The sequence below is a fragment of the Paenibacillus amylolyticus genome, assembly GCF_050990605.1.
GTDB classification, from domain to species: Bacteria; Bacillota; Bacilli; order Paenibacillales; family Paenibacillaceae; genus Paenibacillus; species Paenibacillus amylolyticus_H.
Map to the genome: position 1 here is coordinate 2367824 of NZ_CP158832.1, position 17283 is coordinate 2385106.

The 17283-nt window shown below is 47.1% G+C and carries 18 protein-coding genes; 13 read left to right on the plus strand and 5 right to left on the minus strand.

The features are described from left to right. Positions 1-99 precede the first annotated feature (99 nt). From ABTV53_RS10885 to ABTV53_RS10920, 8 genes are all read left to right on the plus strand, one after another. Complete coding sequence (locus ABTV53_RS10885) at positions 100-1221, plus strand: CobW family GTP-binding protein (protein WP_433752861.1); 1122 nt, start codon at positions 100-102, stop codon at positions 1219-1221. Positions 1222-1285: 64 nt separating this feature from the next. Continuing rightward, on the plus strand, positions 1286-1621 hold the full coding sequence (locus tag ABTV53_RS10890; protein ID WP_062833864.1) for a four-helix bundle copper-binding protein: 336 nt from the start codon (positions 1286-1288) through the stop codon (positions 1619-1621). Between the two features lie 118 nt (positions 1622-1739). After that, a complete protein-coding gene (locus ABTV53_RS10895) occupies positions 1740-1874 on the plus strand; it encodes a hypothetical protein (RefSeq protein ID WP_256704105.1) in 135 nt (44 codons plus the stop codon). A gap of 279 nt (positions 1875-2153) precedes the next feature. Then, positions 2154-3884, plus strand: a complete 1731-nt coding sequence (gene argS, locus ABTV53_RS10900) for an arginine--tRNA ligase (RefSeq protein WP_433752864.1) — start codon at positions 2154-2156, stop codon at positions 3882-3884. Between the two features lie 5 nt (positions 3885-3889). Then, positions 3890-4945, plus strand: a complete 1056-nt coding sequence (locus ABTV53_RS10905) for an ATP-binding cassette domain-containing protein (protein ID WP_433752866.1) — start codon at positions 3890-3892, stop codon at positions 4943-4945. After that, positions 4942-5652: a hypothetical protein gene (locus ABTV53_RS10910; RefSeq protein ID WP_433752868.1), complete on the plus strand. Its 711-nt coding sequence runs from the start codon at positions 4942-4944 to the stop codon at positions 5650-5652. The genes ABTV53_RS10905 and ABTV53_RS10910 overlap by 4 nt, the downstream gene beginning before the upstream one ends. Positions 5653-5714: 62 nt before the next feature. After that, the gene (locus tag ABTV53_RS10915) at positions 5715-6296 is read left to right on the plus strand and encodes a hypothetical protein (protein ID WP_433752869.1); all 582 of its coding nucleotides are present in this window, start codon (positions 5715-5717) and stop codon (positions 6294-6296) included. After that, complete coding sequence (locus ABTV53_RS10920) at positions 6293-6919, plus strand: YdcF family protein (protein ID WP_433752871.1); 627 nt, start codon at positions 6293-6295, stop codon at positions 6917-6919. The genes ABTV53_RS10915 and ABTV53_RS10920 overlap by 4 nt, the downstream gene beginning before the upstream one ends. Positions 6920-7104: 185 nt before the next feature. Here ABTV53_RS10920 and ABTV53_RS10925 read toward each other — a convergent pair whose 3' ends face one another. Both ABTV53_RS10925 and ABTV53_RS10930 read right to left on the minus strand, forming a co-directional pair. After that, entirely contained in the window at positions 7105-9195 is a 2091-nt protein-coding gene (locus ABTV53_RS10925; protein WP_433752873.1) for an ABC transporter ATP-binding protein, read from the minus strand. A gap of 12 nt (positions 9196-9207) precedes the next feature. Next, positions 9208-10953: an ABC transporter ATP-binding protein gene (locus ABTV53_RS10930; RefSeq protein ID WP_433752875.1), complete on the minus strand. Its 1746-nt coding sequence runs from the start codon at positions 10951-10953 to the stop codon at positions 9208-9210. 485 nt (positions 10954-11438) lie between these two features. Here ABTV53_RS10930 and ABTV53_RS10935 point away from each other — a divergent pair, with 485 nt between their 5' ends. Beyond that, complete coding sequence (locus ABTV53_RS10935) at positions 11439-11735, plus strand: HesB/YadR/YfhF family protein (protein ID WP_017689086.1); 297 nt, start codon at positions 11439-11441, stop codon at positions 11733-11735. A gap of 78 nt (positions 11736-11813) precedes the next feature. Then, positions 11814-12263, plus strand: coding sequence for an NUDIX domain-containing protein (locus ABTV53_RS10940; RefSeq protein ID WP_433752878.1), 450 nt, complete (start codon positions 11814-11816; stop codon positions 12261-12263). 97 nt (positions 12264-12360) lie between these two features. Here ABTV53_RS10940 and ABTV53_RS10945 read toward each other — a convergent pair whose 3' ends face one another. From ABTV53_RS10945 to ABTV53_RS10955, 3 genes are all read right to left on the minus strand, one after another. Next, complete coding sequence (locus tag ABTV53_RS10945) at positions 12361-12873, minus strand: ADP-heptose synthase (RefSeq protein WP_339302938.1); 513 nt, start codon at positions 12871-12873, stop codon at positions 12361-12363. 141 nt (positions 12874-13014) lie between these two features. Then, positions 13015-13458: a DUF441 domain-containing protein gene (locus ABTV53_RS10950; RefSeq protein ID WP_433752880.1), complete on the minus strand. Its 444-nt coding sequence runs from the start codon at positions 13456-13458 to the stop codon at positions 13015-13017. A gap of 5 nt (positions 13459-13463) precedes the next feature. Continuing rightward, a complete protein-coding gene (locus tag ABTV53_RS10955; protein WP_433752882.1) occupies positions 13464-14462 on the minus strand; it encodes a YpdA family putative bacillithiol disulfide reductase in 999 nt (332 codons plus the stop codon). A 178-nt stretch (positions 14463-14640) separates the two neighbouring features. Here ABTV53_RS10955 and ABTV53_RS10960 point away from each other — a divergent pair, with 178 nt between their 5' ends. From ABTV53_RS10960 to ABTV53_RS10970, 3 genes are all read left to right on the plus strand, one after another. After that, a complete protein-coding gene (locus ABTV53_RS10960) occupies positions 14641-15234 on the plus strand; it encodes a metalloregulator ArsR/SmtB family transcription factor (protein WP_433752884.1) in 594 nt (197 codons plus the stop codon). 449 nt (positions 15235-15683) lie between these two features. Further along, positions 15684-16793 carry a ribosome small subunit-dependent GTPase A gene (gene rsgA, locus ABTV53_RS10965; protein WP_433754147.1) on the plus strand — a complete coding sequence of 370 codons (1110 nt, stop codon included), beginning with the start codon at positions 15684-15686 and terminating at the stop codon, positions 16791-16793. 56 nt (positions 16794-16849) lie between these two features. Beyond that, a complete protein-coding gene (locus tag ABTV53_RS10970) occupies positions 16850-17188 on the plus strand; it encodes a L,D-transpeptidase (protein WP_076208844.1) in 339 nt (112 codons plus the stop codon). The last annotated feature ends 95 nt before the right edge of the window (positions 17189-17283 follow it).

Below are 17283 nucleotides of genomic sequence, written 5' to 3' on the forward strand. Positions count from 1 at the left end.
AGAGTTGAACATTATTGCACAACGAATGCGGGATGGTGTACACTCGCTAGATATAGATAGATCAGGTTACAAGAAGGACAATCAGAGAGGTGCATACACATGAATGAAACGATTTTAAAAGAACAATCCATACCTGTATATATACTGTCAGGTTTTTTGGGAAGTGGCAAAACAACACTGCTTGTTCAGTTGATTGAACATTGGCAACAGCAGGGTTTGCGTCCCGCAGTGGTTATGAATGAGTTAGGCGAAGTTAATCTGGATGGTCAGATTGTGGATTCCACCGTTCCCATGACAGAGATGTTAGGTGGGTGCATCTGCTGTACCGTACGTGGTGACTTGGGATTGCAACTTGCTGATCTTGTTCAAGAGGAATCACCTGATGTGATCATCATTGAAGCAACCGGTGCGGCGAATCCAATGGAGATACTGGATGCGGTCACGGAGACCTCACTCTACATGCGACTGGAACTGAAAAGTCTCATTACCGTTGTGGATGCAGCACATCTGTCTGGACTGTATCAGGAGCAGAAGGGGCAGACCTTTAAACTGATGCAGGAGCAGATTCGCTGTGCATCTGTTCTTCTCTTGAACAAAACGGATCGTGTAAGCTCACAGGAACTGAAGGATCTGGAACAGCTTTTGGCAAAATGGAATGGCTTCGCACCTGTAATTCCTACGGTCAAATGTGAGGTGGATATGGATCTGTTGCTTCGTAGCGGGGCTGACGTACACGTGCGTGATTCAGCTTCTGAAGTAGGTAAACATGCTCAACAAGAGCATCATGTGCATACGGAAACCTGTGATACACATGGCTGCAGTCATGGACATGAACATCACACAGTCCAAGGCGATGCTACGGATACTGACACATCCCATAGCCACGTCCATGACCACGGTCACGAGCATTCCGCTCCTCATGCATCACACGAACATGTCATGGTATATACGCATTATTTCAGTCATCCGGTGAACAGCGAAGCATTTGAACAATTTGTATCTGCATTGCCACGGGATGTGTATCGGGCAAAAGGCATTTTATCATTTAGTGATACGGCGAGCCGTTTCTGGTTCCAGTATGCCTACCGTGAATCGGACTATATGAAGATTACACCTCAGGGAGATGTCCCTAATGTTGCAGTGTTTATAGGTGAACATTTTGATCAAACTGTCATTCGTGACCAATTACTGGAATTGGAAGCGATAAAGTTGGTTAGATGATTCAATGTTCCTCCGTACTGGGTATTAAGAAGCATAGCAAACTTTGCCTGGGAGGTAACTTTAAATGACACAACAACAATATCAACAATGTATCGATGCTTGCCTGGAGTGCATGAATGCTTGCAACGTATGTTACATATCGAGTCTGAAAGAATATGATCTGGCGATGCTGCGTGATTGCATTCGATTGAATCGGGAATGTGCGGAGATCTGCAGCTTTGCTGCACAAGCGATGACACGTGGAAGTGATTTCATTGCCGAAATATGCGAATTGTGTGTGAAAGCTTGTGAAGCTTGTGCCGCAGAGTGTGGCAAACACCAGCACGATCACTGCCAAGCATGTGCAGAGGCTTGCCGCAGATGTGCAGAAGCTTGCCGGTTGATGGCAGCAGTAGCGTAAATATCACTCCTTTGAATATAATAAAACCGATAATGACCGTTGTCCCCTAAGGGAAGGCAGTAAACACAGGCATCTGAGACGATGTGCCTATGTGCTGTCTTTCAGTAGGGGATTTTTAATGCAGGTTGCCAAGTCTGATCGTGGTATGTATAATGATGGCAATGAATTGAAACGAAGAATATCAATGATCGGGAGAGTAGCCAGATCCATACATGACAGCGAGCCGGGAGAGGTGGAAGCCGGTATGACATGACCTGAGTGAACCGCACCCGTGAGATGGTTATCCGAAAAGATGTAATGCATCCTGATCGTGGATGTACCATATCTGTCTGAGGGTAACCCGGCTTGCGACCGTTATACGCATCGAGCGGAACAGGTTCTACGGTTATGCATGTTGATGCATATGAAGTGCAACTGTTCACCTAGAGTGGTACCGCGGGAACTGTTAAGTCAGCTCTCGTCTCTTATGTAGAGACGAGAGCTTTTTTGTGTTTATTTTCAGCCAATAATGAATGGATAAGGAGTGTTCAATATGTTGATGAAGCAGGCTGCGGCCGATATTGCCCCTTTAACGGGATTGAATGAAGAAGAGGTTCTAAGATTACTCGAAATTCCACCTCAGGCGGAGATGGGGGATGCAGCATTCCCTTGTTTTGCATTGGCGAAGCCATTAAAAAAAGCACCGGCAGTCATTGCGACTGAACTCGCAACTGGATTGCAGGCCTCTGGAATTGAAGCGACTCCCGCCGGGCCATATGTAAATATCCGTTTCAATCGGGAGAAGATCGCGCCCAATCTGTTAAAGGAACTGGGGAATGCTGCATTTGGTAAGCTTCAGCTTGGTCAAGGTTCGCGTGTTGTGATTGATATGTCTTCCCCTAACATCGCAAAACCCTTCGGAATTGGACATTTGCGTTCTACTGTAATCGGTGCAGCACTGTATCGGTTGTATAACGAAGCGGGTTATACCTCTGTAAGTGTGAATCATCTGGGAGACTGGGGCACCCAGTTTGGCAAGCAGATCGCAGCGTACAAACGGTGGGGCAATGATGAAGCTTTGCAGGCAGACCCGATCCGTACGTCTCTGGAACTGTATGTGCGCTTTCACGATGAGGCGGAGAGCGATCCTTCTCTGGAGATTGAGGCACGGGACTGGTTCCGCAAGCTGGAGCAAGGGGATGAAGAAGCACAGCGGTTATGGGCGTTCTTTGTGGAAGTGAGCATGCAGGAATTCAATCGGATGTATGAACGTCTGAATGTACAGTTCGACCATACGCTGGGAGAAAGCTTTTACAATGACAAGATGGGTGCGGTGGTTGAAGAACTCCAGGCGAAAGGTTTGCTTGAAGAGAGTGATGGAGCACTCGTGGTACGTCTGGAGGACGAGAACATGCCCCCGTGCCTGATTATCAAAAAAGACGGAACGACAATTTATCCCACACGGGATTTGGCTACAGCGGTTTATCGTCATGAGGTGATGAAGGCAGATCGGTTGTTATACGTGGTCGGAGGCGAGCAGAAGTTACATTTCCGGCAGGTATTTGCGGTCCTATCCCGCATGGGGCATGAATGGTCTGCGAAGTGTGAACATATCCCGTTTGGATTGATGCGTTTTGAGGGACGGAAAATGTCCACACGCCGCGGTAAAGTCGTCTTCTTGCAGGAGGTGTTGGATGAGGCAGTCGCTCGTGCCTTGCAGATTATTCAGGAGAAAAACCCGAATCTGGAGAACCCTCAGAAGGTAGCCGAGGCTGTAGGGGTAGGTGCCATTATCTTCGGTGATCTGCGTAATAATCGGTTAAATGATGTGGACTTCTCACTGGAAGATGCGGTGAGTTTTGAAGGAGAGACCGGACCTTATGTGCAATATACCCATGCCCGGATTCAAAGTGTGCTTGCCAAGGCAGAAGAGGCAATCCGCGTGGAAAATGAAACCCATCTGACCAACCCCAGCCTTGCAGATGGTGAGAATGAAACAGTGAGCACTTCATTCTTGATCGGAGATACCGCGTGGTCATTGCTGAAACTGCTTGGTGATTATCCCGAGTATCTGGAAAAAGCAATTCATCGGAATGAGCCTTCGGTCATTGCCAAATATACGATAGATGTCGCTCAAGCGTTCAACCGCTTCTATCACGCTGAACGGATTGCGGATGCGCCATCTGATGTAAGATCTTTCCGGGTGGCCTTGGCCGAACGGACTGCCGAACGCCTTGCATACAGTCTTTATTTGCTTGGTGTGCAAGCTCCGGAACGGATGTGATCCCAGTGATATGGAGTAAACGTGGACTTTCCAACAATTCTGATCAAGCTGTACCAGACTCATCAGATGGAGGTATATTGCTTCAACAAGTGAGCAAACGATTAGGTAATACTCAGGTATTGAATCAAATTAATCTGGAAGTGAAGCAAGGAGAATGTGCTGTGTTTGTTGGCCGAAACGGCTCAGGCAAAAGTACATTGTTACGTATACTGGCGGGTATTTTGTTACCTGATACAGGATCGATTCAGCGTACATTGAAGGATTCTGAGAAGTATGCAGTAGATGGCCTGCCGCGTGTACCTTTCACCTCAAGAGAGTACTTGTGGGACATGGGGCGGATTCGGGGCATTCGCCCCGAAATACTGCGTGAGCGGATTAGAGAACTTAGTGAACTTTTATATCTGGATACCGCGATCGATCAGAAGTTATCTCTATTGTCAAAGGGCACACTGCAAAAAGTGAATTTGATTCAGGCCCTGTTACCTGGACCGGGTGGTCTTTTGTTGCTGGATGAACCGTTATCCGGTTTGGATATTCCAGCTCAGGAGGCAGTTGTATCCTTATTGGGGCAATGGAAGGATGAAGGGACATCCATCGTTACAGCTTGTCATGAACCTTTGCTTATTGAACGTTTGGCAGACCAGGTGATTGTGTTGAAAAAAGGCTGTGTGCTCCGCTACTGGAGTCGTGAGGATATACTACAAACCGGTGAACCAGTTGTACGTATTCAAAGTCTGACGAAAGCTGGTGAGGATCTGGCTAACGATCCATCCAGTGTACAACAACCGGGAGTACTGTCTTTAGTTCGTAATACGAGCTTGGGGAACGCAAAATCTTGGGTATGGGATTGGAAAGTGGTTCAACAATCAACAGATGATGTCCTAAGAATGATCCTGGCATCTGAAGGTTCGGTTGTGTCTGTACAACAGGAAGAAAGTCAATTACATATGGAAAGTCTGCTGGAAGGACAACATCCAGCTGCACATGCGAGTCTTGGAGGTGTCACAGAATCTGTGGACTTAAGCTCTTCCATGGATGATGCGGGGGGAGAAGCCGAATGATCTATCTGACCGGATATTTGTTAAGGCATCACATTCGCTCACAGAAATATTTTGCACCCGTTATCTTGTATGTCATCACCATGCTGCTGATCTATTCCTACAAACCCAACCCAATTGCGGACAGTTACAGTGTCACGGCTATGTTGTTATTTCTGGCAGCAGCTTGGCATGGAGTCATGGTGATGAATACCGAACCTGCGAAGCAGGTTCAATTACTCGTCCTTCATGCAGGGAGCAGGCGTAAGGTTGTAATAAGTCAACTCATCTGTGCCTGGACAATGCAATTCATGCTCACCGCAATCACTGTACTGTATCCCGTGTTCGCTGGAATGTTCGAAAGACAACCGACAGGTGAGGAATGGATGATGACCTGGTTAGGACATCTGGGATTATCGCTGCTGGGATTGGGCATCAGTGTATTCTTTCAAAAATCGTACATTCCCATGCTTAGTCGCAGTATGCCTGCCCTCATTATTGTATTATTACTATCATTTATCCAAGGTTCCTTAAGTGAACGTTTGCCTGAATCGTTAGATTGGCTTGGGCGTATTCTTCCACCAGCCTTTTATCTGGTTCGTGAGATGATGTTATTTGATGGATCAAAGATGGACTCGTTTGTTTCGGTTATGCTTTGGACGGTGCTCTACGCAATGGGGTTACTGATTATCCATGTGTGGCTGTCCGGTAGAAGAGATCTGCGGGGTTAGAAGACGCGCTTCCTGATAACTTGAATGTTGCTCTTGGTTTGGTTAGGATAGAGGGACATGGAATGGATACCATTGTACGGTTGAAGGAGGCGCTCGCAATGCAAAATACAGATATCCAGAATGGTGACATGCTGGACAGCGAACACTCCAGGGAATTGTTTGCCTATTACGGATTGGCAGTTTACTACGGGCAGGCGCTTGAACAGCAGCTGGTCAATCTGATTTTATTAATGAAAATGTCTCAGGGCAAGGCTGTGTCTGAAGAAGATCTGGAAGATCTGTACGAACGAAAAATGAGTAGTTCACTGGGGCAGCTCATTCACGAAGTGCGCCATCATTTTACATTCTCTGAGGAAGAGACTCGCCAATTGAATGAATTATGGCAGCAACGTAACCGTATCGTACATCATTATTTCAAGGAACGCATTCATGAGACATTCAGTCCGGAAGGACGTTCACGCATGATTAAGGAATTGGAGGATTTCAAAGACCGCGCACAGGAGTTGGAGATCCGTCTTCAGCAATATACGGGTGCCTGGATTGCAGAGCTTGGTCTGGATGCCGAATCCGCGGCAGCCCTGCAAACACTGGAGCGTATACATACCGAGAGTATGCAAGCAAGGGCTTTGGAAGAGGATGAATGACAAGCAAACGGATAACGAAACGCTGGATATTAATTATGGTTCTGGCTGTAGTATTGATTGGAATCCTTTGGACTGTGGTTACGGCAATACGTATATCGGCATATACGGATGAGGATTCATCCAGGATATCGGATGCAGCAATCATTCTGGGTGCAGCTGTGGTAGGGGATAACCCTTCACCTGTATTTCGTGAACGTATCGAACACGGGATTGAATTATACCGTCAAGGTACAGTTCGCAATTTGCTTTTCACAGGTGGATCAAGTGGTGATGGAGAACATACGGAAGCTGAAGTGGGTCAGAAATATGCTATCGCACATGGAGTAGATCCTGCGGACATTCGCATAGAGACCACATCCAGAATTACCGAGGAGAATCTGGTCAATTCAATTCCAATTGGTGAACAGGTCGGTTATCAAACCTATACGATTGTGAGTGATCCGTTACATATGAAACGGGCCATGAAGCTGGCTGCCGGTCTGGATATGGATGCCGTACCCTCTCCGACACGAACAACGGCTTATCGAACCTGGCGCAGCAAGTTTCCTTTTCTCGCAAGGGAGACCGTGATGTACATGGGATATACGCTCAAAGGATGGATAGACAATTCGCAGCAACCGTGAGGTGTATGCGGATTGTTTTTTTTTGTCTGGACGAAATAAACAGTAACGGAACATTGGTCCTGATGAAAATACAAAAAAACGATCTACACCGCAAACCCTGAGGTAGCTGTGTAGATCGGTTTTTGTGTTGCCGTCGAGTACATCATTTTTGATTGGTTACTTAAAGAGCTTTCTGTTTTACTCTGTTATGCATTGCCTCCGGCAAAGGAGGTTGAGGTTGGAACGGAATTACCTGACGGATTCTCCGCAGTTGCGACCGCTGCTGCTTGCGCACCTTGCTGAAGTTGATACATCTTATAATAGCGGCCTTTAAGCTCCATCAGTTCATCATGTGCACCTTGCTCAACGACACGCCCGCGATGCAGAACCAGAATCTGATCTGCCGAACGAATGGTGGAGAGACGGTGAGCAATGATGAAGGTGGTACGTCCTTTTTTGAGGACTTCGAGTGCGTTCTGAATGAGTGCTTCTGTTTCCGTATCAATATTGGCAGTCGCTTCATCCAGAATGAGGATAGCCGGATCAAACGCCAGTGCGCGAGCAAAGGAGATCAATTGACGCTGTCCAGCAGACAATGTGCTTCCTTTTTCGATGACAGGTTCGTCAAAGCCTTGAGGCAAATGAGCCAGTATACGCTCAGCGCCTACATCACGCAGCGCCTGTTCAATTCGTTCACGGGAGATCTTCTCATCGCCGAGACTGACGTTGGAAGCAATGGTGCCTGTGAACAGATACGGATCCTGAAGTACAATCCCCATATGCTCTCGAATCCACTGTTTAGGCAGATCCTTGACGTTCTGACCATCGATCGTGATCTTGCCCTTTTGCGGATCATAGAACCGGAACAGCAGGTTGATGATTGAGCTTTTACCCGAACCGGTGTGGCCGACCAGAGCCACCGTCTGACCTTGTGATGCTTTGAACGAGATATTGTTAAGCACGAAGTCCTTTTTATAGGCAAAGGATACATCGTCGAAGACAACATTCCCCTTGTATCTTGGCATGGAGCCATCGGTTACGGCTTCTCCCTTTTCATCCATCAGCTCAAAGACGCGACCAGCGGATACGAGGGAGGAGTCCAGGTTGGCGAGCTGATTCACCATGCCGGTAATTGGCTGGAACAAGCGGCCCAGGACATCAACAAAGGCATACAGAACACCCAGGGAGATAATACTTGTGCCATCCAACACGCTGGAACCGAAGTACCACAGGACCACCGCAAAGGCGATATTCCGTAATACGTTAACCAGGTTGTGTGAGGTGAAGGCATTCAGGTTGAGCATTTTGTTCTGGTGTTTCATATAGTCATCATTCAGATCCTCGAATTCCTGTTTGGTTTGTTTCTGATGGCGGAATACGCGGATAATGGACATCCCCTGAATGGACTCGTTAATGATTGCATTGATCTCACTCAGTCGTGACCGAATGATCGTGTTGTAGCGAGTGGCGAATTTACGATAGAGCACAATCCATGTAATGAGCATCGGCACCACGAATAATGAGATCAGACCCAGACGAACATCAAGCAGGAAGAGTGCAACATACACACCTGTAATCGTGATGATCCCTGAGAAAAAGTTCGAGAGAACGGCAACAAACAGATCCTTGACTGCCTCTGTATCGTTCGTGACCCGGGATACAACCTTACCTGCGGGCAGGTTATCAAAAAAGTGCACCGGCAGTCGCTGGATGTGGGCATAGACATCGTTACGCAGTCGTTGAATGACCTTGTTGGCCGAGGACTGCAGCCAGAAGGTTTTACCAAACTCCATAATGACCGAAATCACGAGGAAGATCATGTAATACACAATTAATTGATAGATGCTGGGCATCTCCGGTTTGTAAAAAGCAAACAGTTCACCAGCGGACAGGGGTGCTGCCGCATATTGGCCCGTCACTTCACCTGCGCGTGTAACCGTGAGGGTTCCATCCGCATATGTGCGGTCCCCGTCAGGTGCATTGACCGGTTCGTTTACAAAATAAAAACTCTTGCCGGCTTGTAATACCCGCACTTCGGAACCTTTTTTTTCATCCGGTTCGAACAAGCCTTCGCGTTTATAGTTCTTACCGTTGTAGACTGCGGCTTCATCTGAAGCTGTTGTCTCATAGAACGGTTGCTCAATCGCGAGCAAGTGATTGTCGATCATGGATTTGGCGATGAACGGCCCGGCAAGCTCGGCCGCAACACCAATGGTAAGCATAATTAATGCGGCGATAAATGTTCCTTTGGCTTTCAAGGCGTAATCAAGCAGCCTTTTGCCTGTATTAGACTTCAATGAGTTGACCTCCTACGTGGACAGATTGGACTCGACCTGTTGCCGTTCATACTGTTCACGGTACCAGCCGTTCATGGCTAACAATTCCTGGTGAGTGCCTTCTTCCGTAATTTTTCCGTGCTCCAGAACGATGATTCGGTCAGCATGTTCAATAGCAGACAGGCGATGAGTCGAGATCAGCGTGGTTTTACCCGAGCGTTTGTTGCGAATATTTTCAATGATTTTGGCTTCGGTACGTGCATCGACAGCAGACAAGGCATCATCGAGGATCAGAATGTCAGGATTAGCAATAAAGGCACGCGCCAGCGATACCCGCTGTTTCTGTCCACCGGACAACGAGATTCCTTTTTCACCAACGAGTGTATCCAGTCCATCGGACAAGGTTCCCAGATCCCCGTCAAAAGCGGCGGTACGAATGGCCTCCATGATGACTTCATCACTGGCTCCAGGTTTACCGAATTGAATGTTTTGACGAACGGATTTGGAGAACAGAACCTGTTCCTGTGGTACGTACCCGATCCAGCTGTGCAAGTCATCTTTGGCGATCTCCTGAATCGGATGACCCGAGATGCTTAATGTGCCCGAACCGGCAGGGTATTCATGAAGCAGTTGTTTGAGCAGAGTAGACTTACCACTACCCGTACGACCCACCACACCCAATGTTTGGCCCCGTCGCAGCGAGAAGCTGATATGACTGAGATTGTCAACTGTGGAGCTGGGATAACGGAAAGTAACGTCCTGCATCGCAATTTCTTCCGGATTCGTAACAGGAGTTGGTTGCTCCACATCCTGTACAGCGGGCTCTACCGATAAAGTCTCATTGACCCGATCAAGGGAAGCGCTACCGCGCTGCATCAGGTTAATCAACTCACCGATGGCGAACATGGGCCAGATCATCATACCCAGGTACATATTGAACGATACGAGATCCCCCAAAGTAATTTCATTATGAAATACAAGATATATGCCGTAGGCAAGTGCAATCACATAACTGAGTCCAACGAAGAGTCGGATCGTCGGTTCGAACAGGGCATCCATTCTGGCAACAGCCAGGTTTTTGCGATACACATCTTCGGTTACGTCGGCGAACCGTTTCTCGTCCAGACGTTCCTGCACATAGGCACGCACAACACGAATCCCTGCAATGGATTCCAGCACTTGGTCATTCATATCTCCGAATGCATCCTGTGCGAGGGTATAACGTTGATGTACAGCTTTACCATAGATCATCATGGCAATGGCGATAAAAGGCAAAGGCAGGATTGCCGCCAAGGTCAGTTTCCAACTAACCAGGAAACCCATGGCGAACAATACGGTGGCCAGAAAGGCTGTAGAGTCTGTTAAGGTCAACATGCCGAAGCCTGCTGTAGTGGCAATGGAACGAAGATCATTGGTGGCCCGAGCCATCAGATCTCCCGTTCTGTTTTTCTCAAAAAAAGGAGGAGTCATCCGTAACAAGTGATCCATAAAGCGTGAACGGAGCAGCCGTTCCACCAGATTGGCACCTCCAAACAGTTTGTGCATCCAAACGTATGTAACCAGATAGATAATGATGACCGTTCCCAGAATAAGCAAGATATAACGGGTAAGTGAGGTGCCGGTAATGGAACCGCGCACAATCTCATCTATGGCATTGCCAAGAAGACGAGGGGGCAGCAGTTCGGCAATGCCCACCAGAATAAGCAAGATGACACCGGTTAGGTATCGTTTGCGTTCCAGCCGGAAGAACCAGGCCAGGTTTTTAAGTACAGAGAACAAGTGTTATCCCTTCCTTTCGATGTCCGAGAAATGCAGATTCCGTTCATGTATGCCGAAATGTACCCACAAAAAAAGACATACCGCACGCAGGCGGTATGTCTTCATATAATCATACGGCAGCATGGCTCCGAGAACAGAGCCGTCACCATATATAAGTTCGATTGTGAGTAAACATCACAGAGGTTCTAATGAAAGAACGCCTTGTCATGCCGACTTATGAACGGAATAATGATTTCGGGTGTGCTCCGGTATTTAATTGTGTGCTGAATTGACCTATCATATGTTTGTTAAACACCGTAATCACCCTTTCTTTTTTGGAAATAAATACAATGTAGACCTCGTATGTTTGCATCTTAACACCAGCTTTTACAATCTGTCAAACATTTTTCACAACTTAATTTGTCTTCATATGCTCTCCCGGGTTTGTATTCAAGTCCCTGTCGAGATATGATGGAACATATATATACAGAAGGAGCTGACACCAAATGAGTACCATACATGTATCCGATCAAGCTGCTCGCTGGTACAAGGAAGAACTGAATTTGAACGAGGGAGACAGCATTCGATTTTTTGCCCGTTATAGCTCTGGCGGAGGTCTTCATCCTGGATTTTCGCTCGGCATTGCTGTGGAGAAACCAAGACATCCTGCGGATCAGACCGAAGTGTCGGGGATTCAATTCTTTATGGAAGATCATGATTATTGGTATCTGAAAGGGCACCAACTGCATGTCGATATCGTTGATGAAGGTCAGGATATCGAATATCGTTATACCGAAATCTAATTCTTGAATTTTGTATTGCTAAGCAATAGATGGATTAAAGGTCGCCACCGGCTTCCGAGTAGGAGGAGGGGATAAGCAGTGAATCTGCCAGCACGAGATTTGGCCCAGTATATCGCGAAACGCTCTCATATTGTTGTAAAGGCGGCTGTGCGGGCTGAGAACGAACAAGGTGAATTACTGCTGATTCAGCATGCTGAGCGCGGTCACTGGCGGTTGCCAGCAGGTGAGATGCGCCCGGGTGAGGCCATTGAAGATGCTGCACATCGGGAGTTATGGGAAGAGACAGGTTGGACTGCTGATGCCATGACACTGGAAGGTCTCTATTCGGGGCCAGACCTTCGGTATCTGCACTCCAGTGGGGATGAAGAGTATTACGTCATTGCCCTGTTCCGGACAGTGATCATTCAGGATGACCTTGTGGAGTCGCGTGTAAATAGCGATGCGGGTCTGAAGTTTTTTGCTCTGGAGTCGTTACCACCTCTGAATGAGATTAGCCGAATTCTGTTAGCGCGGGATATTGCGGAGTAAAATAAGTGCTGACGCAAAAAAATGACCTTGGCACCCACGATAAAATGGGTACTGAGGTCATTTTTTGTGTTCGGATTTCCGTGTGCTCCGTGATGAATTACACCTGATCCAGTGATTCATCATCCATCGCAAAATCAAAATCATCAATATCAAATACCTGTACAGGTGATTCCGATTCAATAATACGTGCGATCAGTTCGACTTGATCGGTGAGAATCGGGATACTCAGGCGCTGAGATGTGAGGAGCAGTTCAGTCTCGATGGGATCGAAATACTCTCCGTACTGTGCCGTATCTATTGCATTGATAATGGCAATGGATACTTGATCACCGAATAGAATGGAGGGGCTTTTGGCCCATGGAACAAGTAACGCACGTTCTATTTTTTTCTTATTCAGCGGTTCCTCGAAATAAGAAATCATTTCATTGATTTTGGATTTCACATGTTGATCATCTGCCGGGTTATCCATCATGGGATCAGGACTGGTCTGGAATTCATATAGCTCAAGGATGGTGGTATAAGGAACAATATATTCAACAGGCGCGGGCGGCGCTAGCAATTGACCGTAAATGGCCACCATCACGGCTTCTGTAATAAACTGACGTGACATGGTTCCTTAATCCTCCTGCGCCATTAATAGTTGCAAAGTGAACTCGTGTACATCATTTGCCTGAATAGAAGTATATCACACAACGGTGGGAAATACAGCCAATCTGCAGAGCATGTCAGGACACGACCCTCACCACTAGAATCAGGATTTGCCCAGTAGCAATGATAAAATACCTGCTGCAATCAATGGTCCTACAGGTACACCCTTGAATAGGGCAACCCCAAGCACCGTTCCGATTAACAGCCCGGCAACGACAGTTGGTTGTGTGCCCATCAGCGTAGCACCGCGTCCACCGAGATAAGCCACCAGTAATCCTACGCCAATGGCGAGCAGTGATTTCCAGTGCAGGAAAGACTCACCGATCATCTGCATACTCATTTTGCCACTGGCAAGAGGTGCCATTACACCAATGGTCAGAATGATAATGCCCAGTGTCAGTCCGTATTTTTCAAGCCATGGAAATGCCTGATTCAGGTTCAGGACTCTTAGCAACAACAGAAATACCATCGCTACGGTCACAGGTGTGTTGCTGCTAATAATCCCGAGAGCCGCAAATACGAGCAACAGCAGGGAAGTTATATCCATTGTTTTCATTTCCCTTCAGTCTGTCCACGTTGTTTGCTAACGATATGTTCCGCAATGTACCTTCCATGCCAGCGTCCGGATTCAATAAAGACTTCATTGGCATTACGACCCGAAGCGATGACTCCGCCCACATATACACCAGGGACGCTGCTTTCCATCGTTTGTGCATCATATAGAGGTTTATCCATATCATCAGACATCTCCACACCTACCGACGTGAGTAGTTGACGATCCGGACGAAAACCGGTCATTGCCAGTACGAAGTCATTATCCAGTTCCTGAGTGGAACCGTCTGTGTGTATCAGACGAATCGAATCATCCAGTATTTCATTTACGCGTGATTCCAAGTGCAGTGTGATACGACCTTTTGTCACCATGCTCTCGAATAGCGGACGTACCCATGGTTTAATATGCTGGGACAGACCACTGCCGCGATAAACCATATCAATATGTGCTCCGACCCGCACCAATTCCATGGCTGCATCCACGGCGGAGTTGCTTCCGCCAATAATAGCGACACGTGTACGGGTATAAGGGTGGGCTTCCCGGAAGTAGTGGGTTACTTTATCTTTATCTTCTCCAGGGATGCCCAAATAGTTAGGATGGTCAAAATAACCGGTAGCTACAACGACATTGCGTCCAACATGTACGATGGCCTCCCCGCGGCGATTGAGCGTATGTACCTCAAACGTGCCATCATCCTTGCGTTTAATTTCACGGGCTTCCTCATAGTTATGAACACGCAGACCAAAATGTTCGGCTACCCTGCGATAATAGGCAAGTGCTTCATAACGAAACGGTTTATCATTAGGTGTGCTGAACGGAACATTTCCGATCTCAAGCAGTTCGGCTGTGCTGAAAAACTGCATATGGGTTGGATACAGATAAATAGATTGAACGATATTGTATTTCTCAACGATCACAGCGGACAGTCCCAGCCGCTCACATTCAATGGCAGCAGATAGACCGCATGGGCCTCCGCCGATAATAATGACATCTTCCATGTTCTTAATCCTCCTTATTTCAAGCAATATAATCCTACCGTAAATAACGAGCCAATGCCAGTTCAAGCATGAGTTTAACTCAGACAAGTTTACTTGAATTCAAAGGAGTTGACGTGGAGAAAAGAAAAGACTAATATCAAATTAGATATTTATCTAAATGGAAGCGAGATGAACGATAATGCAGCTGGAGAAAATTGTGGCTTATCATAAAGCGTTGGCTGACCCGACCCGGCTTCGCATGCTACTGTTGCTGGCACAGGGTGAACTGCACGGACAGGCACTTGCCGAGCGGCTGAATCTGTCACAGCCAACCGTGACACATCATGCATCCAAGCTGAGAGAGGCGGCGCTGATTAAGGAGCGACGGGAGAAAAATACAGTGTATTTCACACTGAATCCTTCGTTTATCCGTGAGAATGCACAGGCTTCGGTTGATTTTATCTTTAAGCGAGAGGAGGTTACGGATATGAGTGAAGTGAATGAAACCTTGAAAGCGTCGGTCATGAGAAATTTTTTCTCCAAAGATGGACGATTACGTCAGATACCGGCTCAATACAAGAAAAAACTGATCGTACTTGGTCATCTGGTGGAGCAGCTTGAATTCGGTCGGAAGTATACGGAGAAAGAAATCAATACATTTATACAGCAGTATCATGAAGATTTTGCAACCATTCGGCGGGAGTTTATCATGCATCAGTTCATGTATCGGGAAGAGGAGATCTATGAATTGAATCCGAAGGAAATGTGGACACGCTGGGATCAGGTTAAATAGAGTAGCTGGTGGTAAAAAAAAGTTTGGGCTTGACAATTGTTAAGCTCAGTGTGTAACATAATGGATAATTCTACAAGGGAGGCGATTGTTTATGACAAACTTAAATGCAGTATACGTTAATTTGAATATGAACAGCGTCTCCGGAACGGATCAAAGCATGTAATTTTGCGTTAGCTGGATAGCAGTATCCATTGTAACGTGAAGTATCGCATGCTCAAATGAAGCCACGGGTGACGCACCCGTGGCTTTTTTGTTTGCTGATAAAAGGGTGTTCCTGAATGGTTTATATCGGAGGGTTAAGTATTTTATCCGGTAGATCTACAAGAAGGGATGATCTTTAATTCAGCTAACTACTTATTGCCGCGGGTGTATTTCTGCTCGTGGTTTTTTGTTTTGATCTGAACCGGAGATGATTGTTCACTCGGCTTGAACGAAGTAAACAACTTATTTTGGGAGGAATTTTTATTTTAGATAACCATATTGAGAAGTACGGCTGGTCTGCAAAGTGGCAGGAACTGTGGCAAGAGACAGGGCTGGAAGAACAGGAGAGAAAACCAGCCAGAATTATCGCAGACCATGGACATCTGCAACGTTTGATTACAGAAGAGGGCGAATGCTGGGGAAGAATTTCGGGCCGAATGCGTCATGATAGTCTGGAGACCAGCCTGGTACCAGCGGTTGGAGATTGGGTGGCGATTACAGGTCAGGCAGGTGAAGAAGCAATTATTCACAATCTGGTGCCACGTCGGAGCAGGGTATCGAGACAGGCGGCAGGTCCAGTGACCAAGGAACAATTAATCGCCGCAAACGTAGATACACTGTTAATCGTGGCTGCACTTAATCATGATTTCAACCTTAGACGACTCGAAAGATACGTGATGATGGCTTGGAATGGTGGCGTAAGGCCGGTCATTGTCTTGAGCAAAAGTGATCTGTGCAACAATGTGGAAGAACAGATCCGAAGTGTAGAAGGGATTGCTCCCGGTGTTGAAGTGCTTGCGATATCTGCTGTGGAGGATCAAGGGAAATCCTTACTGGAACGTTATCTGCTGCCTGGGCTGACTGTTGCGCTCACAGGATCTTCTGGCAGTGGCAAGTCTACGCTGGTGAACTGGATGATGGGTGAGGATGTGCAGATTACACAATCTGTTCGCGAGGGGGATAGCCGTGGGAGACATACGACAACACACCGTCAGATGTTTGTGCTTCCACAGGGAGCCGTATTGATCGATACTCCAGGAATGCGTGAGCTTAATCTCTGGGATGAAGGCAATGATGGGCTGTCACATGCGTTTGGAGAAATCGAAGAACTTGCGGCCACGTGCAGATTTCTGGATTGCAGTCATACACGGGAAGCTGGATGTGCAGTGAAAGAGGCCATACAGGACGGTTCATTGGATGAAAAAAGACTGAATAATTATCTGAAAATGCAGAAGGAATTGCAATATCAGCAGCGCAAGGAAGAAGTAGCATCCAGAAGGCGTACCGCCTCCAGCAAACCGGCCAATAGTCGCAAACCGAAGCACTCCCGTAGTGTGAAAGAGTGGGAGGAAGCCTGAAATCAGGCGGGCATCATCCGGTATCTTGCATAAGATAGGTCAGGAGGGATGTCATTATGCCAGATTACAGGATTATTGTAGATTTGTCTGACCACATGTTATATCTTCTGGATGGCAATCAGGTGATTAAGGGCTATCCCGTAGCCACCGGCAAGATGCTCACGCAGACTCCGAGCGGGGAGTTCACTATTATTAACAAACAATCGAATCCAGGTGGCCCATTTGGCGTGTTCTGGATGGGACTGTCTGCTCCCCATTATGGCATACACGGAACCAATGAGCCTTGGTCCATTGGTAAATCCGTCTCCCATGGTTGTATACGCATGTACAACTCGGATGTACTGGATCTGTCTTCCAAGGTATCTGTGGGCACGAGAGTAACGATCCGGCCGTAGGGGCCGGATTTTACTTTATAAGTGCGTGTTCAATGGATGAGTTTGGAATTAAAGAAAGAAGAACATATAATATGGTAAAGTTGCGGCAGTTACGA

What these genes read in the sequence shown, in the direction of transcription:
- ABTV53_RS10885 (WP_433752861.1), top strand. Translation starts at nt 100, where the DNA reads ATGAATGAAACGATTTTAAAAGAACAATCCATACCTGTATATATACTG.
- ABTV53_RS10890 (WP_062833864.1), top strand. Translation starts at nt 1,286, where the DNA reads ATGACACAACAACAATATCAACAATGTATCGATGCTTGCCTGGAGTGC.
- ABTV53_RS10895 (WP_256704105.1), top strand. Translation starts at nt 1,740, where the DNA reads ATGCAGGTTGCCAAGTCTGATCGTGGTATGTATAATGATGGCAATGAA.
- argS (WP_433752864.1), top strand. Translation starts at nt 2,154, where the DNA reads ATGTTGATGAAGCAGGCTGCGGCCGATATTGCCCCTTTAACGGGATTG.
- ABTV53_RS10910 (WP_433752868.1), top strand. Translation starts at nt 4,942, where the DNA reads ATGATCTATCTGACCGGATATTTGTTAAGGCATCACATTCGCTCACAG.
- ABTV53_RS10915 (WP_433752869.1), top strand. Translation starts at nt 5,715, where the DNA reads ATGGATACCATTGTACGGTTGAAGGAGGCGCTCGCAATGCAAAATACA.
- ABTV53_RS10920 (WP_433752871.1), top strand. Translation starts at nt 6,293, where the DNA reads ATGACAAGCAAACGGATAACGAAACGCTGGATATTAATTATGGTTCTG.
- ABTV53_RS10935 (WP_017689086.1), top strand. Translation starts at nt 11,439, where the DNA reads ATGAGTACCATACATGTATCCGATCAAGCTGCTCGCTGGTACAAGGAA.
- ABTV53_RS10945 (WP_339302938.1), bottom strand. Translation starts at nt 12,873, where the DNA reads ATGTCACGTCAGTTTATTACAGAAGCCGTGATGGTGGCCATTTACGGT.
- ABTV53_RS10950 (WP_433752880.1), bottom strand. Translation starts at nt 13,458, where the DNA reads ATGGATATAACTTCCCTGCTGTTGCTCGTATTTGCGGCTCTCGGGATT.
- ABTV53_RS10955 (WP_433752882.1), bottom strand. Translation starts at nt 14,462, where the DNA reads ATGGAAGATGTCATTATTATCGGCGGAGGCCCATGCGGTCTATCTGCT.
- ABTV53_RS10960 (WP_433752884.1), top strand. Translation starts at nt 14,641, where the DNA reads ATGCAGCTGGAGAAAATTGTGGCTTATCATAAAGCGTTGGCTGACCCG.
- ABTV53_RS10970 (WP_076208844.1), top strand. Translation starts at nt 16,850, where the DNA reads ATGCCAGATTACAGGATTATTGTAGATTTGTCTGACCACATGTTATAT.